We start from the raw sequence: 24,759 nt of genomic DNA on the forward strand, positions 1-24,759 counted from the left end.
GGGCAGCGCCCTCTCTCTTTGGTTTGGTTTCATTTGGTTTGGTTTATATAATGTGTCCGGTTTGCTATCCGGAACCATAACCGGAACCTTGTCCGGTTTACTATCCGGTTTGCTGTCCAGACACACATGCTTTTATGCCGTAAAATGGCGTGTGTGCTTACCCGGCCACCCGGACCATCGCACCCTCATAAAAGACGCAGAGTCTTCCCCTGCCCGGCGCTGTCCCCAGATACCTCTGGGCAAGGTCAAGGGCGTTTTCTTCAAAATACTGGAAAAAGACGCGCTTGATCACCTGCTTGGCAGGCTGTCCTGAGAGCGCTGGCAGACATGCAGCCACAAAGGCTTCGTCCTTCAGCTGCTCAAAGGCCTCTGTTTTTGAGAGGGTTCGGTTTTCAAAAAAACCGGGAAGGGAGCGGTGCCCCTGCCTGAGATAATCCATTTTGATCAGCTCCCCGAGCATTTCTTTATGGGGCACCTCGACGCCTGAGGCCGTAAATGTCTGCATAATTCCGTAGAGCTGCTCCTTTGATTTTCCCAGCTCATAGAAGCCTTCCTCCCGCCAATAGTCCGAGAAAGCCTCAAAAAACTCAAAAGGGGAGCCCCAGCACTGGTTTTCAAAAATATACTTCAAACTCAGATAAAAGGCGCCGGAATTGTAATAGCGGTCTACCAGATCCTCAATGTCCTTTAAGCGCATAAGCTCGTCTGAGGAGATAAAATCATTACTGATCACCTCATAGGGCGGAAAGCTCGCATAGCGGTAATAAAATTTATCCGCTTCTTTTCGGATTTTTGTTCCCTTCAGCAGCTTTAAAAATCCCAGCTGCAGCATATCCGGCTCAATGGCAATGGTCTCGTCAAAGGATTTTTTAAAAACCGCGTAGGTTTCCTTTGGCAGCCCGGCGATCAGGTCCACGTGCACATGGCAGTTTTTAAACCCGATGAGACGTTTCACATATTTCCGGATCTTTTTCAGATCGGTCTTTCGCGTGATGGCCTCCAGCGTTTCATCATGAGTGCTCTGGATACCGATCTCAAACTGCAGCAGGCCCTTTGGTGCTTTTGCAATTATCTCAAGGAGCTCGTCGTCCAGAAGATCCCCCGCGATCTCAAAATGAAAATTCGTGGCGCACTTTTTTTCGACCAGGTAAGCGATAATGGCCTTGGTCCGCCGGATATCGACATTGAAGGTGCGGTCCACAAATTTCACCTGCTTTACATCGTGACGGATGAAAAAATCCAGCTCTCTGAAAACACGCTCAAGGGGCAGAAAGCGCACCTTCTGCAGGGTGGAAGAAAGGCAGTAGGAGCACTGAAAGGGGCAACCGCGCATGCTTTCATAATAAATGATTTTGTCTGAAACCGGCTGGATATTTTGGTCGTCATAGGGGAAGGGCAGCGCGCCGAGATCCTCGACAATCCCCACCTTTTCGCCGTTTACATGCGAATGGGACACATTGCGCCCAAACCAGTTGACGTTTTCCATTTTCAGAAGCGGGGTTTTATCCCGGCTCTGCAGTGTCTCTACAAATTCAGGAAAAACCGTTTCCCCCTCGCCGGAAATAATATAATCCACGAATGGATGCTCCTCCAGAAGGCGCCCGCTGTCATAGGAAACCTCAGGCCCTCCCCAGAAGACAATGCAGTTGGGCCTGCTCTTTTTCAGCACCTCACTGATTTTTGCAATAAAGTCCATATTCCAGATATAACAGGAAAAGCCATAATAATCTCCCTGCATCCTCAAAAGCCTGCCGACCACCACGTTAATCTGGTCGTTAATGGTTACCTCACAGAGCTCGATATTTTCCGCCTGCGCGGCTGCTTTCAGGGCTCTTATGGCAAGATTGGTGTGCACATATTTTGCATTGACACCCACTAATACACATTTACTCATTTGTTTCCTCTTTTACAGAAAAATCCCGAAACATGCAGCACACGTTTCGGGACAATTTTATTATACATTAAACCTGAAAAATGTGACATCGCCATCCTGCATGACGTAGTCCTTACCCTCGATCCGGGTCACTCCAAGTTCTTTGGCCTTGACGTCCGAGCCGGCTTCCACCAGCTGTTCATAGGTTGTAATCTCAGCCCGGATAAAGCCCCGCTCAATATCGGAATGGATCTTTCCGGCTGCCTGCGGCGCTTTTGTGCCCTTTCGGATGGTCCAGGCGCGTGTTTCCTCTGGCCCGGCAGTCAGGAAGGTGATCAGGCCCAGCAGCTTGTAACCCGCGCGGATAACCTGATCCAGCCCAGAGGCTTCAAGTCCCAGATCTGTCAGGAACAGGGCTTTTTCCTCATCGTCGAGCTCAGCGATCTCTTCCTCGATCTTGGCGGAAATTTTGATGACCTCACGGTTATCGCCGGACACCTTTTCTTTTAAGGCTTTGACCATGGCGTTATCTGAAATCAGATCATCCTCAGACACATTGGCGATGTACAGGACCGGCTTTGTCGAAATGAGCTGGAGCCCGGAAACATACTGCCATTCATCCTCCGAAAAATCCGTATCCAGGGGCATTCTTCCCGCTTCCAGAATGGCCTTCAGCTTTTCCAGAATTTCGAGGTTCGCCCTTTCAGCTTTATCGCCCTTTGCGGCTTTACGCGTTTTTTCAACCCGGCGGTCTACCATTTCCAGGTCGGCTAAAATCAGCTCAAGGTTGATGGTTTCAAGGTCGTCCAGAGGGTCGATCTTTCCCTCGACATGAACGACATTCTCGTCCTCAAAGCAGCGGACCACATGGGCGATGGCATCGACCTCACGGATATGGGACAAAAACTTGTTGCCCAGACCCTCGCCCTTGCTGGCGCCTCGGACCAGGCCCGCAATGTCCACAAATTCAATGGTGGTGGGCACCACTCTCTTGGACTGATACATTTTCTCAAGCACTTCCAGCCGTTCATCCGGTACGGTCACCACCCCTACATTGGGGTCGATGGTACAAAAGGGATAGTTGGCGGATTCTGCGCCGGCTTTTGTTATCGCATTAAAAATTGTACTTTTACCGACGTTGGGTAATCCGACAATTCCAATTTTCATCTGTATACCTCTCTTTTTACAATTCGGTGTTTGTTAACTTTATAATTATACAATAGGAAAAGCATAATCGCAAGCGGACACGCCCCATAAACAAAGAAAAAGGACCGAATAAATATCCGGCCCCTTGCTTATTCAAAGGCAGAAGGTCTTGTTCCGTCTTTCCAGAGGCGTTCCAGGTTGTAGAACTGGCGTTCCTCTGCGTGGAAGATATGGACGATCACGTCATAATAGTCCAGTAAAATCCAGCGGGCTTCCCGTTCGCCCTCAATGCTTTTCGGGACAATACCAAGCTTTTCGGCTTCATATTCAACGTTGTCGGCAATGGCCTTAACCTGGCGTTCCGAATTACCGCTGGCGATGACAAAATAATCGCCCAGGGTCGAAACCTCCGCAATATCAATGATTTCAACGTCGGTTCCATTCTTAGCGTCAATCCACTCTTTTACTTTTTCTGCAAACTCTTTTGGTTCGATATCAATCACTCCTTTTCATTTTTCTCACGATCCATTTTTTCCAGGATCAAATAATTACGTGCCGAGACAGTCCTTTCGTGAATCAGGCCGCCAATTCCGCTGATATAGCGGATGGTGTTGGTCAGCGCCTGGATCATCGCGTCATCCAGATTTTCAAAAGCCATCTTCCTGAGCTTATCCACGCCCGGGTAACTGCGCCCAGGCTCGATAAAATCAGCGAGATAGATAATTTTTTCGAGCACACTCATGTTTTTGCGCCCGGTTGTGTGGTATTTGATGGCGCCGAGGATTTCCTTGTTCTCAATGCCGTATTCCGTCCGGGCCACCACTGCCCCTACGGGGCCGTGCAGCAGCTGCGGCTCACGCCGGGTGATCTCATCCACATTGAGGTAATGCCGCTCCGCTGTTGCCAGAAGCTCTGCGTCACTGTAATTTTTGGCACAGTCGTGCAGCAGGGCCGCGTATTTCACCTTGTTCGCGTCACAGGGATAGATTTCTGCCAGCTTCAAGGCTGAGTCCACCACGTTTAAGGTGTGCTCATAACGCTTGGGCTTTAGTTCTTTTTTTAATTTTTTTTGAATTTCCGCAACATTCATTCTGCATCTCCCTGAGACGGCTTCGCCAAATAAAGCTGATTTTCAATAATATACTGCTCCACCGTTTCTGGCAGAAGGTATTTTATGGAATAACCATTCTTCACCCTTCCCCGTATATCGGAGGAAGCGATGTCCATTTCTGAGGTAAATAGTTTATAGATCCTGGCGCCGTAAATTTCCTGGAGCTCCTCGATCCGCGCGTCCAGCTTGTTGTGTGAATAGCCCGGCCTGAAGGTCGTGATAAAATTGACAGAGGCCAGCAACTCTGGTGCTCCCTTCCAAAGCGTGATCTCAAACATAATATCCGCGCCGGTGATAAAATAAAACGCACTCTCCGGATAAGTCTGCTTGATCTGCTCGATGGTATCGACGGTGTAGGTCATTCCTGGCCGGTCGATCTCAATGGACAGCACTTCAAAATAAGGGTTGGACCGGGTCGCGAGCTCCACCATTTTCAGGCGGTGCCTGCGGTCAATCTCCTTATCCATCTCTTTAAAAGGATTGTTGCCGGCAGGTATAAACAGCACCTTATCCAGACCATACTGGTCTCTGGCCGATTCTGCCAGCAAAAGGTGTCCGGTATGAACCGGATTAAAGCTCCCGCCTAATAAGCCTATTTTTTCCATACTTACCTCTTTAAAAAGCTACCGTTTGTTTTTCTTCTTCAGTGTCTTAGAATTTTTGGACGGCACTTCTATCTTTGTTTTCAAAAGATTCTTTTTATATAATATGAATTTATTGCCGATGGTGCAGACAATCTCTGACCTAGTCGCCTCGGCCAGTTTCCGGGCGGCATCTTCCACCTCTTCCATGGAATTCTGCTGGATTTTCCCCTTTATCAGCTCTCTGGCCACAATGGCGTCTCTTGTCTGCTGAATAACCTCAGGGGTAATCCCGTCTTTTCCGATAAAAATAATATCGGGAATGTCCATGGCAAGCTTTCTCAAATAGCTTCTCTGTTTACTTGTTAGCATATTTCTCTCTTTCTATTATAGCATATCTCGCTCAATTTTATTTAAAATATTCAAACTCAATATCCTGGAGCCGGACAGTGTCCTCGTCCTGTATCCCCATTTCCTCAAGCTTTTTGAATATCCCCTTATCCTTAAGCACTCTCTGAAAATATCCAATGGAGTCAAAGTCCTCAAAATTGACGGAATTGATCAGCCGCTCAAAATCACCTTCGACCACATAGACATCGCCCTCCTTGTGTACTGTGAAGGGTTCTTCATCAAAATCAGCCTTGTACACCACATCCTCGTCGGCTTCCACCTCAAAGATCGGCTCAACCTCGCCAATTTCGTCCAGCAGCTGAATCACACGGCTCAGCAGGGCGTCAATGCCTTTTCCTGTAGCGGCGGATATGGGGAATACCTCATAGCCCATCGCTTCAAATTCTGACACCAAAAGCTCCAGCTCTTCAGGATCCGCGATCAGGTCGGTCTTATTCAGGGCCACCACCTGCATTCTCTGTGCCAGGCGCTCATTGTATTCTTTTAATTCTTCATTAATCGCTTTAAAATCCGCCAGAGGGTCCCGGCCTTCACTGCCCGAGGCATCCAGCATATGGATTAAAAGCTTCGTCCGCTCAACATGGCGCAAAAACTGGATTCCCAGGCCGGTGCCCTCATGGGCGCCCTCAATAATGCCCGGAATATCCGCGATGACAAAGGGATCGTAATCCTTCCACGCTGCCACGCCAAGGTTTGGAACAATGGTCGTGAAATGGTAATTCGCGATTTTTGGCTTGGCGGCTGTTACCATGGACAAAAAGGTTGATTTCCCAACATTTGGGAAGCCCAGCAGTCCAACGTCTGCCAAAAGCTTTAATTCCAGCACCAGGGTTCTCTCCTGGCCCTTTACACCGCCCTGGGCAAAGCGCGGGGCCTGCCTGGTGGAGGTCGAGAAATTCATGTTCCCAAGTCCGCCCCGGCCGCCCTGGGCCACGATACAGGATTCGCCGTCCTCGCTTAAATCACAGAGAATCCGGCCAGTTGTCTTATCCTTGACTACTGTGCCTACCGGCACCTTTATGAGCAGGTCCTCACCGGATTTACCGGTCGAGCGGCCTCCGGTCCCATTGCCGCCGCTTTCCGCCTTGTATTTTTTTCGGTATTTAAACGCCAGCAGCGTTCTCAGGCCGTTATTGGCCTGGACAATAACATTGCCTCCCCGGCCGCCGTTTCCGCCGTCTGGCCCGCCGTTCGGGACGTATTTCTCACGGCGGAAGCTCATTCCGCCATGACCACCGTTGCCGGCAGTTACATATATCTGCGCTTGATCAACAAACATTATAGCACCTCATTTCCAATGTTTATATACCCATATATAAGAAAAACCTCTTATCATAAAAATACAATAAGAGGTTTTTGAACTTATTCGACTGTCGTCCTAAAAGAACTACATTGCTTCTCGAGGATAAATGCTGACCTGTTTCTTGTCTTTGCCTTTACGTTCGAAAGTTACGACACCGTCACACATCGCAAATAAAGTATCATCGCCACCGCGGCCTACGTTCTTGCCAGGATGAATATGAGTTCCTCTCTGTCTTACTAAAATGTTACCAGCCAATACGAACTGACCGTCTCCTCTTTTAACGCCAAGACGTTTGGATTCACTGTCACGACCGTTTCTAGAACTACCTACCCCTTTTTTGTGGGCAAACAGTTGAAGGTTCATTTTAATCATTATTTTCACCTCCTGTTAATTATCAATTATTTTAACATAATCTCTGTAAGCGGCTTCTGTGGCACACAGCCCCAAATGGAAGGTATCCATCAGGGCGTCCGCCTGGATTTTCTGCACTGGGTCTTTGATCTCAGGAATTTCAAAGGAAGTATAGCCTTCCTCCACCTGGCGGTTTAAATCTTTCAAACCAACGATCTCACTCAGACCATTCAATATGCTGATGGTTAAGATCGAAACCCCTGCACATACAATATCTTCGCCTGAATCCGCATATTCTCCATGTCCGGATACCTCTACTTTTCGTATTGTATCCCGGTCTCTCTCAAAAGTTACTGTAATCATTACGCTTCAATTGCTGTAATTTTAACTTTCATAAATGGCTGTCTGTGGCCCTGTTTTTTACGGTAATCTTTTTTAGATTTGTATTTATAAACAATTACCTTTGAAGCCTTAGCGACTTCTAAAACTTCGCCTTTAACCACTGCATTTTCAACAACCGGAGTACCAACGGTTAATTCACCGTCCTTGTTTACAGCTAAAACTTCGTCAAAAGCAATATCTTTTGCGCCGTCTTCGAGATTGATTTTTTCAATTTCGATCACATCGTCCTGCTGAACACGGTACTGTTTACCACCTGTTTTAATGATTGCGTACATAATAAAAACACCTCCTCATACCAGTCTCGCCACGAAAGGTGCATTTCTGACTTATAACCTTACATGTGCGGCTTCATAACTCGTTAATCATAACACATGCTCAAAGTCTTTGTCAATCACAAATAAAAAATTTTTCTTTTTAAAACGCAGGTACTTTCTTTTTAATGTAATTATGCTAAAATAGACCCATTACTATTTTTGACAAAGGAAGCCAAAATGAGCAAAAACCAAAAGACTGAAAATAAAAAGACAAACAACCGCATCATAAACAGCATCTGTATTATTGTCATCATCGCCTCACTGGCTGGCCTGATCTACTACAGCCTGCCCTATATCCGCCAGTATTTTAAAAAAGAAGAGGTTGTGAGCATTGCCCAGCCAACAGCAGAGGATGCTGGCATTGATTTCGATGCTCTCAAAGCCGTTAATCCGGATACAGTCGGCTGGATAAAAATAGAGGGCACCACCATTGATTATCCGGTTGTCCAGACCGACAATAACGAAAAGTATTTATACACTACCTTTGAGGGCGAGGAATCCCAATGGGGCGCGGTCTTTCTCGACTATACCTACAACTTTAACCGTGTGCCAAAGGCCCAGAACAGCGTTCTGTATGGGCACAGCCACAACATCCAGAAATCCTCCACCTTCGGGGATCTTCACAGCTATCTGGATGAGAGCTTTTTTAAGGCACACCAGACCATCGAGTATGACCGTATTGGTGACCCGGGGAAATGGGAAATCTTCTCTGTCTATAAAACCGAGGCCAACTATGATTACAGACGCCCCGATTTTGCAGGCGACGAGGATTTTCTCTCTTACTTCCAGCGTATCCAGGCCCGAAGCCTCTACAAAACCGATGTGGTTCTTGAGCCTGACGATGAAATCCTGACCCTTTCTACCTGTGTTTTTGACATGGATGATGGCCGTCTGGTTGTCACAGCCCGAAAAATTAAATAAAAAACGCCTGCATCTACGTGCAGGCGTTTTTTTCAATTCTTCTGCTTTTTGAGCTTGCGCATTTCCCTTTCAGGAATCAGGATATTTTCCTGATAATCAAAGCATTCCCGGGCGATCACTTTGTTGAGCACCAACAGACAGATAAGATTTGGAATGGCCATCAGGCCATTCATGGTATCGGAAAAATCCCACACAATCTGCAGTGCCGTTGTCGCGCCAAAAAATGTGACGACTGAAAAGACAAACCGGTAAATTTTAACCGCCGCAGTTGAAGGGATCAAATATTCCAGTGACTTTTCGCCATAGTACTCCCAGCCCAGTATGGTCGAGAAGGCGAACAGCATAATACCAATGGTGACGATCAAAGCGCCCACTGGTCCAATGGCTGACTCAAACGCCCGGATGGTCAGGTTCGCTCCGGTATAGAGCTCACCCGCCGCATCGATTGTCCCGAGAACACCTGAGGATGCGATAACAAGGCCGGTAATCGTGCAGACAACCAGTGTGTCAAAGAAGGTACCCGTCATATTGATATAGCCCTGTCTTGAGGGGTGGTCTGTTTTAGCCGCTGCCGCTGCTATCGGCGCAGAGCCAAGACCCGCTTCATTTGAAAACACCCCTCGCGCGACGCCCCAGCGCATGGCTGAAAGCATGCTCGCAATGATGGAACCGCCCACGCCGCCGGCGACTGCCTGAGGTGAAAAGGCCATGCGGAAAATCTCAACGATTCCAGCCGGTACGTTGTGAAAATTGATGATAATAACAAGGATTCCGGCTGCAAAATAGAACACCGCCATGATCGGAACAATAAAACCGCAGACACGGCCAATACTCTTGATACCGCCCAAAAGAACGATCAACGCCAAAACAGTCAGGACAACACCAGTTATCCAGGTTGGTACCCCAAAGGTATTCTGTACCGCATCGGAGATGGAATTCGCCTGTGTCAGGTTCCCGATCCCAAAGGACGCTATAACGGCAAAAAGTGAAAACAAAAATGCCAGCAGGCTCCCCAGCCATTTAACCTTAAAGCCCTTTTTCATGGCGTACATGGGGCCGCCAGCCATCTCACCAGACGAGTTGGTCTCACGGTATTTGACCGCCAGAACACTCTCGCCGTATTTGGTGGAAAGCCCAAACAGCGCACTGATCCACATCCACACCAGAGCCCCTGGGCCGCCCAATACCATGGCGGTGGCAACACCGACAATATTGCCGGTGCCAATAGTCGCGGCCAGAGCGGTCATCAGAGACTGAAACGGCGAGATATCTCCGCTGTGCTCCTTAGTGTTTTCATCCTTGGGCGCACGGGTAAACACCGATCTAAGGGCATATCCCAGATTCCGCCACGGCAAAAACTTCAGGCGTATGGTCAAAAAAACACCTGTACCCACCAGCAGTACAAGCATGTATGGGCCCCACACAAAGTCATTGACCGCAGCAACAATTTCAGAAAAACTCATTTTCTCCCTCCCTTTTCTAAATATACCTGTCCATTTTACCACATTTCATGTTAGTGCACAAGTTATGGGTACAAGTGTCCTCATTACACGGTCTTTTTGGCCTGTAAAAAAAGATCAGGCTGAATATTCCCAATCTACTTTAGACATTTCGGCCCTGTCCTGATTTGTGATGGAATGGATATATAACTGTAATGTCAATGCTGCGTTTGAATGTCCTAATATCCTGCTCAAGACAGATATCTGCATATTTTTGCTGGCTGCGATGGTGGCAAAGGTGTGGCGGAGCGCATGAAAATTGACCTCCTTGACCTTTGCCTTTTTCAGAACGACTTTAAAATACTGCTGGTACACCCTCGGGTCAATAAAGCTCCCCGACTGATTTTGAAAAACAAAGGTGTTTTCATTGATGTTTCCCCACGAGTCGGCCACGACCATCCGGTGATAAGCCTTTAAATACTCGTACTGCCCATTATTCATGGGAATATCCCGCACAGAGTTTGTTGTCTTTGTCTCTGAAACGACCAGCTTTGTCTTTGGTCCCTCCGGCTCAAAGGTTTTAACCCGCTGAACCGAATGCCGTACATGTATTACCCGGTTGGAGAAATCAACATCTCCCCATTTGAGGGCCGCCAGCTCGCCGAGCCGCATCCCGGTTTTTAATGCCAGCAGAATTGCGACAGACTTGGGGTTGTCATCCGTGTGCAGCAGCACATATTCCAACCGTTTACACTCATCCGGCTCCAGATAAACCGGCTTATGGAATCTTTTGGGTGGCAGCGACACCTTTCTGCAGGGATTTTTGATCATCAGCTCCTGGTCCACAGCCAGCTCAAGCGCGCTCTTTAGAATCATCATATAGCTCCTGACCGTTGCAGGCGACAGGCCTGTATCATCATTTTTTCCGTCCTCGCACAAATACTTGACGAATTTCTGAATAATATCCGGTGTCAGCTCCAGCAGGTTATAGCTGCCGATCTGCGGGATGATATGCTTGTAAATCACATTGTAGTACCGCATGTAGGAGGTCGGCCGAATCGTATTTCTCTTGTGCCCCTCCAGCCACTCAATCATCCATTCCTGAAGCGTCAGTGTCCGGACGACCTTCAGCATTTCGTCATGGCTGAAGGCTCTCTGTAAAATCCCGGTTGTCTGCTGCTGTGTTTTCTGTCTGCGCAGCAGACGCTGAAGCTCAACCTCCTCGTGAACCCTTTCCTCTGCCTCCTCCAAAACTTCTACCGCTTCCTCATAGGTATGGGCGTAGACCGACCGGTATATGGCCTTTCCATACACGCTTTCATACCCTACAATGTAACGCCCCTCGTAACGGTTGTCTTTTCGCTTGTAGATGTTTCTTCTCTGTTCTTTCATGATTTCCTCCTGATAAATAAAATTTCTATATCATTTTATATTCGGAGATCAAAATCGGCTGAGATTTTTTTTGACAAACTATGTTTATTTGTTTTAAACCCTTTTTTAGGCAAAAATAAAAAGAGCCTGCAGACTTACCTTCTCTGCAGGGCCCTGTTGCTCATAGACTTAAGGGTTTACCGGATGAACTTCAGCACACTTTGCTTAAGCAGTTCTGCACTGTTCTTTCCTGCTTTATTTTCATAATATTCTTTAAAACGTTTATCTTCTGTGTACATCTGGACCAGCCCGCGGTGTGCGTCCGGGCTGTAGCTTCCCCACGCCAGCGTAATCCACTGCTTATGAAGCCGGGCAATCTCCTCACCTTCCAGATTATCAATGGTTCCCAGCCGGGTTACTTCCTTTAAAAGGTCGAGGATTTTTTCTTCCAGGCCGGCAAATTCACTGTATTTTTCAGGTGACATGTTCTTAAACTGGGCGTTGCTTCTGTCAATCGCCTCATCGCCATATTTTTTGCGGATCTCCTCACCGTAACGGTTCTCATTTTCTTCAATCTTATTCTGGATAAAGCCTTTGAACTTTTCGTGATCTTTCATTATCGTTTTTCCTTCCCTGCTCTCAATCGTTTTGGTCACAGTATTGATCAAATCGTCAATTTGCTTCTTTTTAAGAAGGAGCTGTTCCCTGTGGGTTTTTAAAGCGGCCAGGCTGTCAAAGCCCGGGGCGTCCAAAACCTGCAGGATTTCTGCCAGCTCAATCCCCAGCGCACGGTAAAATAAAATCTGCTGAAGGCGGTCAACCTCATTCTTCCCGTAGATCCGGTAGCCTGAACTGTTGATACGCGCCGGCTTCAACAGCCCAATCTCATCGTAATAACGCAGTGTTCTCGGCGAAACCTTTGCCAGGGCCGCCAGCTTTTTAACCGTATATTCCATCATTCTGCTCCTCCTGCCACCCATTATAGACGTTGACGCCGCGTAAAGGTCAAGGCCTTTTTGATTTGCTGTAAAAAAATATTTAAGCTATAATAGATGCTGATAATACAATCCTATAAAATAAAAGGAGTCCGTATGAAACAGCATCCATATCTCCCTGATTTAGATACCCCGGTCGACTACAGCCTCACTCAAAACTGGCTGTGTCTTCCTAAAAAAATAGCAAAGCCTGACGACAAGCCCGTCGATATTTTTTACCTCTACCCCACAGCCTACTATAAAACCCCGCATGGCCCCAGTATCTGCGAGATAAACAACGAGGCCATGCGTATCCGGGCCACAGAGCATCTCCAGACAAAGGCCTCTGTCTTTTCAGCCTATGGCAATTTTTACGCGCCCGCGTACCGCCAGGCTGCCCTCGAATGCCTTCTTGACAATACGCCGGAAAACAACCTGCTCTTCACAAAAGGGCCTGTCACCTGCGTGCTGTCAGCCTTTGATTATTACATTAAGCACCATAACAACGGCCGCCCCTTTATTCTGGCCGGCCATTCCCAGGGCTCACTGCTGCTCCAGTTTATCCTCAGTCTCTATTTAAAAGAACATCCAGAGGTTCAGGAGCGTATGATCGCCGCCTATGTGATCGGCTATTCCATCACCCGGGGATATTTAAAGGACAATCCTCATTTAAGCTTTGCGCAGAGAGCAGAAGACACAGGCGTTATCATTTCATACAACACAGAATCCCCAGGTGTCACGGGCCACAACATCACCCTGCTCCCAGACGCGGTATCCATCAACCCCATCACTTGGACTCTTACCGGCAAAAAAGCCGAAGCATCCCAGAGCCTTGGCTCGCGCCTCGTCATACGTGACAGCGCCGGTGCGCTCGTCGGCATGCAGGACCTTCCCCACTATGCCGACGCGGCCCTTGACCTGGAACGCGGCACAGTGATCTGCAGCACCGCAGACCCCGATGCCTTTAGGGTCATCGGCCAGGAGGATGCCTTCCCTACCGGTGTTTTACACACCGGCGATTACCCGCTTTACTACTACGATCTCCAAAACAATGTCAAAACACGTATAAAATCCTACTTCTCAAGCCATTCTCAGACTGGCAGAAAATACGCTCTTTAATCAAAAAGCTCCCTCAGCCTGAGAGAGCTTTTTTCTTATTTTTTTATTTTACTTCCTTCATCCAGGCATCGTAAACAGCCTTTGCAACCGCCGGAGCCACACGTTTATCAAACGGGCTCGGCATCACATAGTCTTCATTCAGTTCCTCTGCGCTTACGAGGTCAGCAATGGCATAGGCTGCCGCTACCTTCATGCTTTCAGTGATGCGTGACGCTCTTGCGTCCAGCGCGCCTCTGAAAATCCCCGGGAACGCCAGGACATTGTTGATCTGGTTTGGAAAATCAGAGCGGCCAGTGCCAATGACACGCGCGCCCGCCTTTTTAGCCAGATCCGGCATAATTTCAGGAATAGGATTCGCCATGGCGAAAAGAATGGCGTCTTTATTCATGGAAGCGACCATTTCCTCTGTGACAATACCAGGGCCAGACACGCCGACTAAGACATCCGCGCCCTTGATGGCATCCTCCAGGCTTCCGGTAATGTGTTCCTGATTGGTGTGCTCAGCCAGCCAAAGCTTATGGCCGGTCAGGCCGTCACGGCTGATATCAATGATGCCGGTGCGGTCACACATGACGATATTTTTTACATTTAAGGACATCAGCATTTTTGCAATGGCTGTTCCAGCAGCCCCCGGGCCGCTGATGGCTACCTTGATCTCAGAAATATCCTTCCCAACAATTTTAAGAGCGTTGATGAGCCCAGAGGAGACAACAATGGCCGTACCGTGCTGGTCATCATGGAAAACCGGAATATCCAGGGCTTCCTGAAGCTTTTCCTCAATTTCAAAGCATTTCGGCGCAGAGATATCCTCCAGGTTAATTCCTCCAAAGGTCGGCGCGATATTGATGCCTGTCTGAATAATCTCATCAGCGTCCTGTGTACTCACACAGATCGGGAATGCATCGACATTGCCAAAGGATTTAAACAGCACAGCCTTGCCCTCCATAACCGGCATAGCGGCTTCACCGCCGATATTGCCAAGGCCTAAAACCGCCGAGCCGTCAGATAAAACCGCGACCAGGTTCCCCTTGGCGGTATATTTATAAACATCCTCTTTATTCTCCGCGATTTTGCGGCAGGGCTCTGCAACACCCGGTGTGTAGGCGATGCTCAGATCATCTTTATTTTCAAGTTTCATCTTAGAAACGACTTCTACTTTGCCTCTGCACGCTTCATGAGCTTTCAGCGCTTCTTTATTGTAATCCATATTTTCCTCCGGTTTCTACATTTATGTAATGAAATAACGGCCTTATTATAACATAACCCTATGTGGGTTTAAAGCCGATTTGCCAGAAACTTTCAATCTTACAAGCAGCAAAAGAAAAGGCTCGCTTGGGGATGCGAGCCTTTTCCGGGTTAGAACAAGTTATGAATGGTAAAAATTCATAAAATCAAGGAGTATAGTTGGAGTTAGAAAAATTAATTTGTTATGTTTAACTAACTTTAATTATATTATAGTGCCTTCTGTCTGCTTTGTCAACCCTATTTTTTAGAATTTTTTTAATTTAAGTTTCAGAGGCTTATCAAAACCTTATTGTTCATGAACAGAACCTGTTTTTTCTTTTTCTTTTAATAAACTTCTGGTATAATTAATAGAAACAAATAAAACACTTTTGATGAGAGGACACATGAAAAAGCGATTATTGATATTGTTAATGATTTTCACTACCCTGTTTACAGTGAGCAGCTGCGGCCAGTCCGAACCTCTGGTAAAATTCGATGAAGGCAGTGGGCTTTTTATCACCTATGGATTTGTCCCCGTCGATGCTAAGAACACGCAGATCATCAGTACAGCGGTCAACAATTCAGACTATGAGATTACAGACCTGAAGGTTACCTACGGCATTAAGGATTCTTCACACACCATTGAGGAGAGCACAGACAGCGTCAATTCCAAATCCAGCCGAGACCTCTCAAAGGTCACCCAGAGCTATGTGCATTCCCTGGATGAAGAAAAACTCTACATTTCTCAGATTGACTATACCGTAAAGAAAGATAAAAAGACTCAGAAAATCACTTATCATCCGGATTCCGACACCTACGACCTGAATTGAAAATACCCCCGGCGGGAAATGACCGGGGGTAAGCAAGAAGAGGTATCAGACTTGTTAGGAGATCACAGTAATAAAATCTGTCTTTACTGTTATACCCATCTGGCTGTTCTGTAAACATCTTGCACACGTAACCCATATTATTTTCTGTTACTTATCCAAACAAAAAACAGGCGTTTGACGCCTGTTTTCTTTTTATTCAAACTGTTTTTTAAATTGACGGAGGTCACCATTGTAAAGGTCCATATCAATAAACCGTTCCTCGCCGCTGTAGCCGTTGAGGATTTCTCTCTGGGAATACTGCCAGAACAGCCACTCATGGCCGCCCTTCAGATCAGGCTCCTGGTCCGAAATATCGCAGATCCAGATCGGAATCTCAGCGAAAGCGTCGGACAGATAGGTATTGTAGGTATTGTAATTGGTATAGATGATCGGTGTCTTTTCATAATAATCCTTAAACCTTACGATCATATCATTGACAATGGCCTGTACCTTGTTCTTATCCATCGGTTTATTCAGATAGTCCCCATAAAGCTCAAGGTCGATAACCGGCGGCAGACTGTCGTTTTCCTTGGGAACTGTATTGATAAAATGATCGGCCTGTGTTTTTCCATCCTGGTCAAAATTCACAAAATGGTAAGCGCCGACCTTCAGATGAGCCTTGCGCGCTTCCTTCCAGTTCTTCTCAAAATTTTTGTCCACATGGTCTTTTCCCTCTGTAGCTTTAATAAAGGCAAAGTATATGTCCTGGTCCGCCAGCTTTTTCCAGTCAATATCACCCTGATAGGCCGAAACATCTACACCCTTTACGTGATTTCCGCTGTTTCGCACACTGTTAATCGCAAAGAAAAGGACCACTGCCACCAATACCGCTGCGGCTGCACCAGCAACGATGATCAGGCCCTTTTTGCTCAAAAATGTTTGTTTAAATTTTTCCATATAACCGCTACTCCTTTAAATTCTGCATTACAGTATATCGATTCATTCTTAATATTAGCTGGTAAAAGCCCCTGCCGGCACCTTACCAGTGACGGTGATGGCGGTCTTCGTTGTCGTCATTGTCATCGTCCTTATGCTTGTTACGGTAAAAAATCGCAACACAAAAGCACAAAAGCACAACGCCCCACATCCATGCCGGTAGCTGCATTTTTCGCCTCCTCAGAACTCACGGTGCTGGCTTTCATCGATGGCGATGGCCTCCAGCTGTGTTCTCAGCCAATGTAAATATTCTGCCTTATTAGGGTCTGTCTCCTTGCGCTCCGCGTGGTTGACCACCATCACCAGTTTATCAAACTGCATTTGTATCTTAGGGAATTCTTCCACTTATTATGTTCCTCCTGTTCTCTATTTTCGGCTCTATTGTAACACAAGTTTTCCAAAAAACAAAGAAGATGTCACAGCCGGATGACACCTTCAGATGATTGAGAATATTGTAAGCAAGCTGTAAAGTTAAGATAAGAGGCGATTTTATAAATGGAGAATACAGAATTGAGAATGGAGAATTATATGAATCCTTTTCTACCTAAAAAGCGATTAAAACAGCGGCCTTTGGCCGCAAATCCAATCAAAAATGCGGCAGCATTTTGCTCCTGTAATTCTTCATTTTCCATTCTCAATTCTCCATTGACAATCCTCTCTTTAACGTTTCGCCTTCTCATGATAAAATTTAAAAAATTTTAACGCTTCAAATCATTGTTATTTTTCATGCAGGCTGCTTTCATTTTCCGGACGTACTCCTCGATAACCGGTCCTGCGGCTTCACCGTTCGCTTCGATCATCTTCACAATGGCCGACCCTACAATCACTCCGTCTGCGTATGCGCTGATGCTCTCTGCCTGCTCCGGCTCAGAGATGCCAAAGCCGACAGCTGCCGGTGTGCTGGTATTTTCCCGTATAACCCGGATCATCGACTGAAGGTCTGTTGTGATCTCAGACCGGACGCCGGTAACCCCGAGGGAGGATACCGTATAGATAAAGCCCGAAGCCTCCCTGGCAATTTGTCCGATGCGCTGTTCGGAGGTCGGCGCGATCAGCGAGATGACATCCACATCGTATTTCTCTGCGATGGGCCGTACCTCCCCGTTTTCTTCAAAGGGCAGGTCTGGAATGATGAGGCCGTCGATTCCCGCCTCCTGACACCTGGCGCAGAACCGGTCAATGCCGTAGGTAAAGATCGGATTGACATAGGTCAAAAAAACCAGCGGCACCTGAACCTTTTTACGCACCCGGGCCACCATGTCAAAAATTTTGTCGGTTGTGGCGCCCTGGCTGAGCGCGCGGATATTTGCCCGCTGGATCACCGGTCCCTCAGCGATGGGGTCAGAAAAAGGAATCCCCAGCTCAATGAGGTCTGCCCCTGCCCGCTCCATGAGCGTGATGAACTCCTCTGTTTTTTCAAGGGTCGGGTCACCCGCTGTAATAAAACCAATGAAGGCTTTTCCGTGGTCAAAGGTCTTTGCGATGCGATGGTTACTCATGTAAATCTACCCCCTTATAACGTGCGATGGCTGCCACGTCCTTATCTCCGCGGCCCGATAAACAGATAATGATGCTCTCATCCGCTGACATGGACGGCGCCAGCTTTCTGGCGTAAGCGACAGCGTGAGCGCTCTCAACTGCCGGGATAATCCCTTCTGTCCGCGAGAGGTATTCAAAGGCGCTGATGGCCTCGTCATCGGTGACTGGCACATACTCCGCCCTGCCAAGATCGTGCAGGTGAGCGTGCTCCGGGCCGATACCGGGATAATCCAGCCCGGCTGAGATGGAGTATACCGGGGCGATCTGGCCGTAGACATCCTGACAGAAATAGGATTTCATGCCGTGAAAAATGCCGGGTGTGCCCTTGGCGATGGTGGCTGCGTGTTTGTCGGTGTCCACGCCCTTTCCTGCCGCCTCACAGCCGATGAGCCGCACATCCCGATCTTCTATAAAATGGTAAAACATCCCCATGGCGTTGCTGCCGCCGCCCACACAGGCCAGAACTGCCGCGGGCAGTTTTCCTTCTCTTTCCAGAATCTGCTCTCTGGCCTCTCTGCTGATCACAGACTGAAAATCGCGCACCATCATGGGAAAGGGGTGCGGTCCCATCACTGAGCCCAGCACATAGTGGGTATCAATGATCCGGCTGGTCCATTCCCGCATGGTTTCATTGACGGCGTCCTTTAAAGTCATGGTGCCGCTGGTCACCGCGTGGACCTTTGCGCCGAGCAGCTCCATCCGGTAAACATTCAGAGCCTGGCGGTCGGTGTCCTCCTTCCCCATGAAGATTTCACATTCCATATCCATGAGCGCCGCGGCGGTGGCGGTGGCGACACCGTGCTGCCCGGCCCCTGTCTCTGCGATCACGCGGGTTTTGCCCATTTTCTTTGCCAGAAGCACCTGCCCCAGCACATTGTTAATTTTATGTGAGCCTGTATGGTTCAGGTCCTCACGCTTCAGATAAATCTTTGCGCCTCCAAGATCCCTTGTCATTTTTTCTGCATAGTATAGTAATGAAGGGCGGCCTGCGTAATTTTTCAGCAGGTCATTCAGCTCGGCATTGAAGGCCGGGTCCTTTTTATAATGCTCGTAAGCCTCCTCGAGCTCAATCACCGCGTTCATTAATGTCTCAGGGATATACTGGCCCCCGTGCTGTCCGTAGCGTCCTTTTGTCATTGATCGAATCTCCTTATTTTTTTAATGATTTCCTCTATTTTACCGGGGTCTTTGCGCCCGTTTGTCTCCACACCGCTGCTGATATCCACACCATATGGCCGGACGGTCCTTATGGCCGTTTCGATGTTTTCAATATTCAGCCCGCCTGCCAGGAAAAAGGGCTTACCGCTCGTATTTCCTCTCAGCAGCGCCCAGTTGAAAGCCCTGCCGGTGCCGCCGTAGGCGTTCTTATTATAGGTGTCCAGCAGCAGGTAATCCGCCTGGTCATAGGCTTTAAGCGCCGCCAGGCTTTCTTCTCCCCTGATTCTAAAGGCCTTTACCACCGGGCAGCCGGTCTCGCGGCGCACCCTCTCGGCAAAGGCTGGGGGCTCATCGCCGTGAAGCTGGACAATGTCAAGAATATCCCGGCTGGTAATGTCCAGAACCGTCTCCAGACTGGGGTTGACAAAAACACCCACACTCTGGATTTCCGGGTCGAGCTGTCTTTTCAGCGTGATGGCCTGCTGTGGTGTGAGGCGGCGTCTGCTCTCGGCAAATACAAAGCCGATATAGTCTGGCCGGGCCGCATTGACGGCCTCGACATCCTGTGGCCTTGTCAGGCCGCATATTTTAATCTTTGTCTTCATGCCAGACGCTCTCCCCGCAACCTTGCCAGCTCCTCCGCCTTGCGGCTGCTGCGCATCAGAGTCTCACCGATGAGCACTGCGTCGGTGCCGTTTTTCCTGAGCGCGTCAATATCCCCGGGGGTTTTAATGCCGCTTTCAGAGACAAAAGTGATATGCTCTGGCACCAGCTGCCTGAGTCGCGCACTGTTTTCGATGTCGACCTCAAAGGTTTTAAGGTTCCGGTTGTTGACGCCGATCACCCGGGCGCCTGCCTCAAGGGCCGAGCAGACCTCTGCCGCGTCGTGGGCCTCCACCAGGGCGGACAGGCCCAGTCTGTCGGCAATGCGGATATATTCCGTCAGGGCTTCTGTGTCAAGGAGCGCGCAGATCAGCAAAACAGCGTCTGCCCCGATGATTCTGGCCTCGTAAATCTGATAGGGGTCAATGGTAAAATCCTTTCGGATAACCGGAATGCTCACCGCCCTCTTGACAGCGCTCAGATAATCGTCACTGCCTAAAAAGTATTGGGGCTCGGTGAGGACTGAGATCGCGTCTGCGCCGGCAGCCTCGTAATCTCTGGCGATATGCACATAGGGAAAATCCGGAGCGATAAGCCCCTTTGAGGGGGACGCTTTCTTGACCTCACAGATAAAAGCAATGTCCTCTTTTTTTAACGCCTTTTCAAAGCAAAAGGGCTTTTCGGGCTTTATGGACAGGGCTTCCTCTCTTACGCTTTCCAAAGGCCGCTCTCCCTTTAACCGGTCGACCCGTACCCTGGCGCTGGCCGCTAATTTATCTAAAATCATCACGCTGCACCTCGTTGGACAAAGCGATAAAACGATTCAGCTGTTCCATGGCCTTGCCGCTGTCAATCAGGTTCTCCCCATAGCGCACACATTCCCGGAGGGTCATCTGGTTATAGGTCATATACAGGCATACCGCCGCGTTTAAGAGCACCACGTCGCGCTTGGGGCCGCGAACACCACTCAGGATCTCCCGGGCGATCTCAGCATTTTCCTGAGGGTCTCCGCCCACCAGCGCCTCCTTTGTGCAGCGCGCCAGCCCCAGCTGCTCCGGTGAGAGGAAAAAGCTGTTGAGCTGGCCATCGTTTATCTCGCAGATGGTAGTTGTATCGCACAGGGTAATCTCGTCCAGCCCGTCGTGTCCGTGGACCACCATGCCCCGTTTAACGCCAAGGTTTGAGAGCACTCTGGCGAGGGGCTCTACCAGATTCTCGTCGTAGACGCCCAGCAGCTGCATATTTGCGCCGGCCGGGTTGGCCAGAGGCCCCAGGATATTAAAAATAGTGCGGACTGCGATTTCCTTGCGGACTGGGCCGGCATACTTCATGGAGGCATGGTAAACCGGCGCAAACATGAAGCAGATGCCTGCCTCTCTCAGCATCCGCGCGTTCTGCTCTGCGTTCAGGTCAATCTTTACGCCCAGGGCTTCCAGGCAGTCCGCGGCGCCGCATTTGCTGGAAACACTCCGGTTGCCGTGCTTGGCGACTGGCACTCCGCCGGCTGAGACCACAATGCCGGAGACGGTGGAGATGTTAAAGGTGTTGGCCTCATCGCCCCCGGTGCCCACAATTTCCAGCACGTCCATGCCCGGGTCCAGCTTTGTGCATTTTTCACGCATCACCGCTGCACAGGCTGTGATCTCCTCAATGGTCTCGCCCTTCATCCGCATGGCGGTAAGGAAGGAGCCGATCTGCGCGTTGGTGGCCTTCCCCTCCATAATCTGGTTGAAGGCCTCTTTAGTGGCGTCCAGATCAAGATCATGTCCGTTTAAAACCGTATAGATCGCATCCTGTATCATTGTATTTTACCTCCCAGCGCTAAAAAATTTTCAATGATGATATTTCCCTGTGGTGTCAATATGGATTCCGGATGAAACTGAAGCCCGTACACATCAAAATCCCGGTGCTTGACGCCCATGACCTCATCGGCATTGTCCTCAGCGATGATGAGCAGCTCATCGGGCAGGCTGCTCCGACTGACTGCCAGCGAATGATAGCGGGCCGCGTCCATAATGGGCGGCAGGCCTTTGAACAGCGGGCTCCCGTTGGCAATGTGAATGCTGCTCCTTTTCCCGTGGATCAGCTCACTGGCGTAGGTGACCTCTGCGCCGAAGGCCTCACAGATGGCCTGATGCCCGAGGCACACACCTAAAACCGGAAGCTTTCCGGAAAACCGCCGGACCACCGCCTCACAGACTCCCGCGTCAGCAGGCCGCCCAGGGCCCGGGGACAGAATGATGTGGGATGGGTGCAGCGCCTCGATTTCGTCCACGCTCAGAGCGTCATTCCGGATGACCTTCAGGTCCGGGTTTACCCTGCCTACCTGCTGCACAAGATTGTATGAAAAGCTGTCGTAGTTATCTATGATTAAGATCATCAGTCCATTACCTCCACCGATTGTTTTACCGCTTCAACCACAGCCATGGCTTTGTTGATGCTCTCCTGGTATTCCTTTTCCGGATCGCTGTCTGCGACCACACCGCCGCCCGACTGGACATAGACCCGGCCGTCCTTCTTCACTGCTGTCCGGATGGCAATGCAGACATCCATGTTTCCGGTGAAGTCGATATAGCCGATGGCACCGCCGTAAATGCCCCGCCGTATCCCTTCAAGCTCGTTGATGATCTCACAGGCTCTTATCTTAGGCGCACCCGAGAGTGTGCCCGCTGGGAGAACTGCCGTAACCGCGTCAAGCTGATCCATGTTTTCTCTCAGCTGCCCGGTTACCACAGAGGTAATGTGCATGACATGGGAATATTTCTGGACTTTCAGATATTCCTGCACCTTAACGCTGCCGTACCGGCTTACCCTACCGAGGTCGTTTCGCCCCAGGTCTACCAGCATATTGTGCTCTGCCAGCTCCTTGGGATCTTTGAGCAGGCGCTCCTCAAGCTCAGCATCCTCCTCACTGGTTCTGCCCCTCGGGCTGGTACCGGCAATGGGAAAGGTTGAGAGCTCACCGTCCTGAAGCTTTACCAGCGTCTCGGGGGATGCCCCGGCGATTTCGAGGTCATCGCATGCGATATAATACATGTAGGGCGAAGGGTTGATGGTCCTCAGCACACGGTAGGTATTAAATAGGCTCCCCTCCATCTCAGCGGTCAGTCGGTTGGAGGGCACTGCCTGGAAAATATCGCCCTCGCGGATATAGCCCTTGGTCTTCTTCACGATCTCACAGTAGGCTTCCCTGTCAAAATGGGGCTTGAAATCGCTGAGCAGTCTTGGCAGCTGGCCGCTCGCCGGCACGTCGCTGTGGATCAGGCCCACCAGGTAATCCAGCTCCCTGACGGCCCGGTTATAGTTCACCGCCAGATGATCGGTTTTGATGGTAACCATAATCACGATCTTCTGCCGCAGCTGGTCAAAGGCAATGACTTTCTCAAACAGCATAAGGTCCAGATCGTTAAAGCCCGCGCTGTCGTCGCCGTCAAATCGCAGGGACGGCTCGCTGTACTTCAGATAGTCGTAGGAAAAATATCCGACAAAGCCGCCGGTAAAGGGCGGCAGCTCAGCCACCTTAGGGCTTCTGTACTCGGACAGGATGCGTCTTATCTCCTGTCCCGGATCATCGGTCTCTAACCTGACCGCCGTACCGTTTTTGATTTCCATGAGCCCGTCCTTGCACTTCACCTCGACCACTGGGTCAAAGCCGAGAAAGGAGTAGCGTCCCCACTTCTCAACACCCTCGACACTCTCCAGCAGGTAGCAGCGTGAGCTGATACTCTTTAATATTTTCAGCACCTGAATCGGTGTCTTGATGTCCGCAAAGATTTCGCAGCTGACAGGAAAGGCCGCAAAGCCCTCGGATTGTCGCTGTACTGTTTCTAATGATGGTATTTTCATGGGATACTCCTTTTATGATGATGATAAGATTGGTCATTAGCGGGCAAAGCGGTGTGAAGAAGGCTGGCTAATGGAGAATTGAGAATGCAGAATGGAGAATTTTTGAACCCTTTTACTCACGTAAAAGCGATTAAACAGCGGCCTACAGCCGCAATCCTAATCAAAATGCGCAGCATTTTGTTCCTGTAATTCTCCATTCTCAATTCTCAATTCTCCATTGAAAAATCCTCTTTCTTTGACTTTGAATCAAACTTCCACTTTCCTCCAACGCTCTCCCCCTGCCAATTTTTTTCAAAAATTGGACAAAACATCAAAAAAACACCCGCCCTGTAATATAAGCTCTATATTAAAGGACGAGTGTTGTAAGTTCTATGAAAACACCCGCGGTGCCACCTTTATTCACGGGACGCAAAAAGATCCCATGCTCTTTGCAGCGGTCCATCAACCGCCTCTTCAATAACGCAGAAGGTGCGTCGCAGAGTAATGGGAGCTTGCGCTCTGTTCACTGCGCCCTCGGTGATCCATTTAACAGGCTGCGTTCTGCCAAGCTCTCAGCATTCCCGGCTCTCTGTAAGTGCACGAACTGTTTTTATCTTCACGTCAATGGTTTTTAAGGCAAGTATTCAGTTGTTGTTTTAATTGTGATTTATTTTAGCACTCAAGATTTATGCTGTCAAGCTTTTATGGATTAAAGTTTTTGTTCTTTTTTTAGAGCAATCTTGTTTTTGGGCTTTAATCCCCCTTACCAAACTCAGTCATAGCGATAATACGCTTCGTACAAGCTGCATTTTTTGATTTCTCCGCGGTGGAAGGTGCCGGTCAGAAAGACGCCTGGCGTCTCTCTTTTTTCCTCTGATTCATAGAGATACAGCGTATCGCCGTCGATTTCATAATAGCGCTGAGTACGGTCGGGGTACGCTTCACGCATTCCGGACTGGTACAGATCGCTGTAGGAGTCGTCACTGGCATAGCCTGAGACGCCCGTGACGGTAAAGACCAGGTGGTTATCGGCGATGGCGTAGGTGCCGGAAGGGCCGTAACCGTAATAATCGTGTTTGCCAAACACAAAATTCCTGACAGCGTCGTACTTTCCAACATCATTGAATTTAATTTCCAGACTCTCCACTGGCAGCTCGCCGGCGTTATCCTTATGCCAGACACCCACTAAGGGGGATTTCTCAGGCACGCAACCCGCAAGCAGGGCCAGGAGCCCCACCATCACCATGATTAGCATTCCTCGTTTCATTTCAGCCTGCCTCCTCTCCATA

The 24,759-nt window shown here is 49.1% G+C and carries 28 protein-coding genes; 3 read left to right on the forward strand and 25 right to left on the reverse strand.

Translation table 11 applies throughout. The features are described from left to right. Positions 1-157 precede the first annotated feature (157 nt). The 10 genes from BUC22_RS04650 to rplU form a co-directional block, all read right to left on the reverse strand. Entirely contained in the window at positions 158-1,894 is a 1,737-nt protein-coding gene (locus BUC22_RS04650; protein ID WP_013379997.1) for a B12-binding domain-containing radical SAM protein, read from the reverse strand. Positions 1,895-1,954: 60 nt separating this feature from the next. Beyond that, positions 1,955-3,040 (reverse strand): redox-regulated ATPase YchF, encoded by a 1,086-nt coding sequence (ychF, locus tag BUC22_RS04655; RefSeq protein ID WP_013379996.1) that lies wholly within the window; start codon positions 3,038-3,040, stop codon positions 1,955-1,957. A gap of 128 nt (positions 3,041-3,168) precedes the next feature. Further along, positions 3,169-3,522 carry a ribosome silencing factor gene (rsfS, locus tag BUC22_RS04660; RefSeq protein ID WP_013379995.1) on the reverse strand — a complete coding sequence of 118 codons (354 nt, stop codon included), beginning with the start codon at positions 3,520-3,522 and terminating at the stop codon, positions 3,169-3,171. Further along, entirely contained in the window at positions 3,519-4,109 is a 591-nt protein-coding gene (gene yqeK, locus BUC22_RS04665) for a bis(5'-nucleosyl)-tetraphosphatase (symmetrical) YqeK (RefSeq protein ID WP_073382420.1), read from the reverse strand. Before yqeK ends, rsfS begins: the two co-directional genes overlap by 4 nt. Then, the gene (nadD, locus tag BUC22_RS04670; RefSeq protein WP_013379993.1) at positions 4,106-4,735 is read right to left on the reverse strand and encodes a nicotinate-nucleotide adenylyltransferase; all 630 of its coding nucleotides are present in this window, start codon (positions 4,733-4,735) and stop codon (positions 4,106-4,108) included. Before nadD ends, yqeK begins: the two co-directional genes overlap by 4 nt. Positions 4,736-4,753: 18 nt before the next feature. Further along, positions 4,754-5,083, reverse strand: a complete 330-nt coding sequence (locus tag BUC22_RS04675; RefSeq protein WP_013379992.1) for a YhbY family RNA-binding protein — start codon at positions 5,081-5,083, stop codon at positions 4,754-4,756. Positions 5,084-5,120: 37 nt separating this feature from the next. Continuing rightward, on the reverse strand, positions 5,121-6,401 hold the full coding sequence (obgE, locus tag BUC22_RS04680; RefSeq protein ID WP_013379991.1) for a GTPase ObgE: 1,281 nt from the start codon (positions 6,399-6,401) through the stop codon (positions 5,121-5,123). A gap of 108 nt (positions 6,402-6,509) precedes the next feature. Beyond that, a complete protein-coding gene (gene rpmA / locus BUC22_RS04685; RefSeq protein WP_013379990.1) occupies positions 6,510-6,797 on the reverse strand; it encodes a 50S ribosomal protein L27 in 288 nt (95 codons plus the stop codon). Positions 6,798-6,812: 15 nt separating this feature from the next. After that, positions 6,813-7,139, reverse strand: a complete 327-nt coding sequence (locus BUC22_RS04690; protein WP_013379989.1) for a ribosomal-processing cysteine protease Prp — start codon at positions 7,137-7,139, stop codon at positions 6,813-6,815. Beyond that, on the reverse strand, positions 7,139-7,453 hold the full coding sequence (gene rplU / locus BUC22_RS04695) for a 50S ribosomal protein L21 (RefSeq protein WP_013379988.1): 315 nt from the start codon (positions 7,451-7,453) through the stop codon (positions 7,139-7,141). The genes BUC22_RS04690 and rplU overlap by 1 nt, the downstream gene beginning before the upstream one ends. Positions 7,454-7,669: 216 nt before the next feature. Here rplU and srtB point away from each other — a divergent pair, with 216 nt between their 5' ends. Next, complete coding sequence (srtB, locus tag BUC22_RS04700; RefSeq protein WP_070081169.1) at positions 7,670-8,413, forward strand: class B sortase; 744 nt, start codon at positions 7,670-7,672, stop codon at positions 8,411-8,413. Positions 8,414-8,445: 32 nt separating this feature from the next. Here srtB and BUC22_RS04705 read toward each other — a convergent pair whose 3' ends face one another. The 3 genes from BUC22_RS04705 to BUC22_RS04715 all read right to left on the reverse strand — a co-directional run bounded on the left by BUC22_RS04705 (position 8,446) and on the right by BUC22_RS04715 (position 12,179). Next, complete coding sequence (locus BUC22_RS04705) at positions 8,446-9,876, reverse strand: alanine/glycine:cation symporter family protein (RefSeq protein ID WP_070081170.1); 1,431 nt, start codon at positions 9,874-9,876, stop codon at positions 8,446-8,448. 114 nt (positions 9,877-9,990) lie between these two features. Then, a complete protein-coding gene (locus BUC22_RS04710) occupies positions 9,991-11,244 on the reverse strand; it encodes a tyrosine-type recombinase/integrase (RefSeq protein ID WP_013379985.1) in 1,254 nt (417 codons plus the stop codon). Positions 11,245-11,420: 176 nt separating this feature from the next. Further along, entirely contained in the window at positions 11,421-12,179 is a 759-nt protein-coding gene (locus tag BUC22_RS04715) for a MerR family transcriptional regulator (RefSeq protein ID WP_073382579.1), read from the reverse strand. A gap of 135 nt (positions 12,180-12,314) precedes the next feature. Here BUC22_RS04715 and BUC22_RS04720 point away from each other — a divergent pair, with 135 nt between their 5' ends. Next, positions 12,315-13,316 (forward strand): DUF3089 domain-containing protein, encoded by a 1,002-nt coding sequence (locus tag BUC22_RS04720; RefSeq protein ID WP_013379983.1) that lies wholly within the window; start codon positions 12,315-12,317, stop codon positions 13,314-13,316. 43 nt (positions 13,317-13,359) lie between these two features. On the opposite strand, the gene BUC22_RS04725 is transcribed toward BUC22_RS04720, so the two are convergent. Then, entirely contained in the window at positions 13,360-14,523 is a 1,164-nt protein-coding gene (locus BUC22_RS04725) for an NAD(P)-dependent malic enzyme (RefSeq protein ID WP_013379982.1), read from the reverse strand. Positions 14,524-14,944: 421 nt separating this feature from the next. On the opposite strand from BUC22_RS04725, the gene BUC22_RS04730 reads away from it, so the two are divergent. Continuing rightward, on the forward strand, positions 14,945-15,370 hold the full coding sequence (locus tag BUC22_RS04730; protein ID WP_013379980.1) for a hypothetical protein: 426 nt from the start codon (positions 14,945-14,947) through the stop codon (positions 15,368-15,370). Positions 15,371-15,562: 192 nt separating this feature from the next. On the opposite strand, the gene BUC22_RS04735 is transcribed toward BUC22_RS04730, so the two are convergent. From BUC22_RS04735 to BUC22_RS04775, 11 genes are all read right to left on the reverse strand, one after another. Beyond that, positions 15,563-16,306: a GH25 family lysozyme gene (locus BUC22_RS04735; RefSeq protein WP_013379979.1), complete on the reverse strand. Its 744-nt coding sequence runs from the start codon at positions 16,304-16,306 to the stop codon at positions 15,563-15,565. Positions 16,307-16,388: 82 nt separating this feature from the next. Next, positions 16,389-16,514: a hypothetical protein gene (locus BUC22_RS22420; RefSeq protein ID WP_013379978.1), complete on the reverse strand. Its 126-nt coding sequence runs from the start codon at positions 16,512-16,514 to the stop codon at positions 16,389-16,391. Positions 16,515-16,525: 11 nt separating this feature from the next. Next, positions 16,526-16,690 (reverse strand): hypothetical protein, encoded by a 165-nt coding sequence (locus BUC22_RS21715; protein ID WP_013379977.1) that lies wholly within the window; start codon positions 16,688-16,690, stop codon positions 16,526-16,528. A 353-nt stretch (positions 16,691-17,043) separates the two neighbouring features. Next, positions 17,044-17,844, reverse strand: coding sequence for a tryptophan synthase subunit alpha (gene trpA / locus BUC22_RS04740; RefSeq protein WP_013379975.1), 801 nt, complete (start codon positions 17,842-17,844; stop codon positions 17,044-17,046). Further along, the gene (gene trpB / locus BUC22_RS04745) at positions 17,837-19,021 is read right to left on the reverse strand and encodes a tryptophan synthase subunit beta (protein WP_013379974.1); all 1,185 of its coding nucleotides are present in this window, start codon (positions 19,019-19,021) and stop codon (positions 17,837-17,839) included. The genes trpA and trpB overlap by 8 nt, the downstream gene beginning before the upstream one ends. Further along, positions 19,018-19,647, reverse strand: a complete 630-nt coding sequence (locus BUC22_RS04750) for a phosphoribosylanthranilate isomerase (protein WP_013379973.1) — start codon at positions 19,645-19,647, stop codon at positions 19,018-19,020. The genes trpB and BUC22_RS04750 overlap by 4 nt, the downstream gene beginning before the upstream one ends. Continuing rightward, positions 19,644-20,432 carry an indole-3-glycerol phosphate synthase TrpC gene (trpC, locus tag BUC22_RS04755; protein ID WP_013379972.1) on the reverse strand — a complete coding sequence of 263 codons (789 nt, stop codon included), beginning with the start codon at positions 20,430-20,432 and terminating at the stop codon, positions 19,644-19,646. The genes BUC22_RS04750 and trpC overlap by 4 nt, the downstream gene beginning before the upstream one ends. After that, positions 20,419-21,447, reverse strand: coding sequence for an anthranilate phosphoribosyltransferase (gene trpD, locus BUC22_RS04760; protein ID WP_013379971.1), 1,029 nt, complete (start codon positions 21,445-21,447; stop codon positions 20,419-20,421). The genes trpC and trpD overlap by 14 nt, the downstream gene beginning before the upstream one ends. Then, positions 21,444-22,025: an anthranilate synthase component II gene (locus BUC22_RS04765; RefSeq protein WP_013379970.1), complete on the reverse strand. Its 582-nt coding sequence runs from the start codon at positions 22,023-22,025 to the stop codon at positions 21,444-21,446. The genes trpD and BUC22_RS04765 overlap by 4 nt, the downstream gene beginning before the upstream one ends. Further along, a complete protein-coding gene (trpE, locus tag BUC22_RS04770) occupies positions 22,025-23,491 on the reverse strand; it encodes an anthranilate synthase component I (RefSeq protein ID WP_013379969.1) in 1,467 nt (488 codons plus the stop codon). Before trpE ends, BUC22_RS04765 begins: the two co-directional genes overlap by 1 nt. Positions 23,492-24,242: 751 nt before the next feature. Next, positions 24,243-24,737 (reverse strand): hypothetical protein, encoded by a 495-nt coding sequence (locus BUC22_RS04775; RefSeq protein ID WP_013379967.1) that lies wholly within the window; start codon positions 24,735-24,737, stop codon positions 24,243-24,245. Positions 24,738-24,759 lie beyond the last annotated feature (22 nt).

It is taken from the genome of Eubacterium callanderi (assembly GCF_900142645.1).
GTDB classification, from domain to species: Bacteria; Bacillota; Clostridia; order Eubacteriales; family Eubacteriaceae; genus Eubacterium; species Eubacterium callanderi.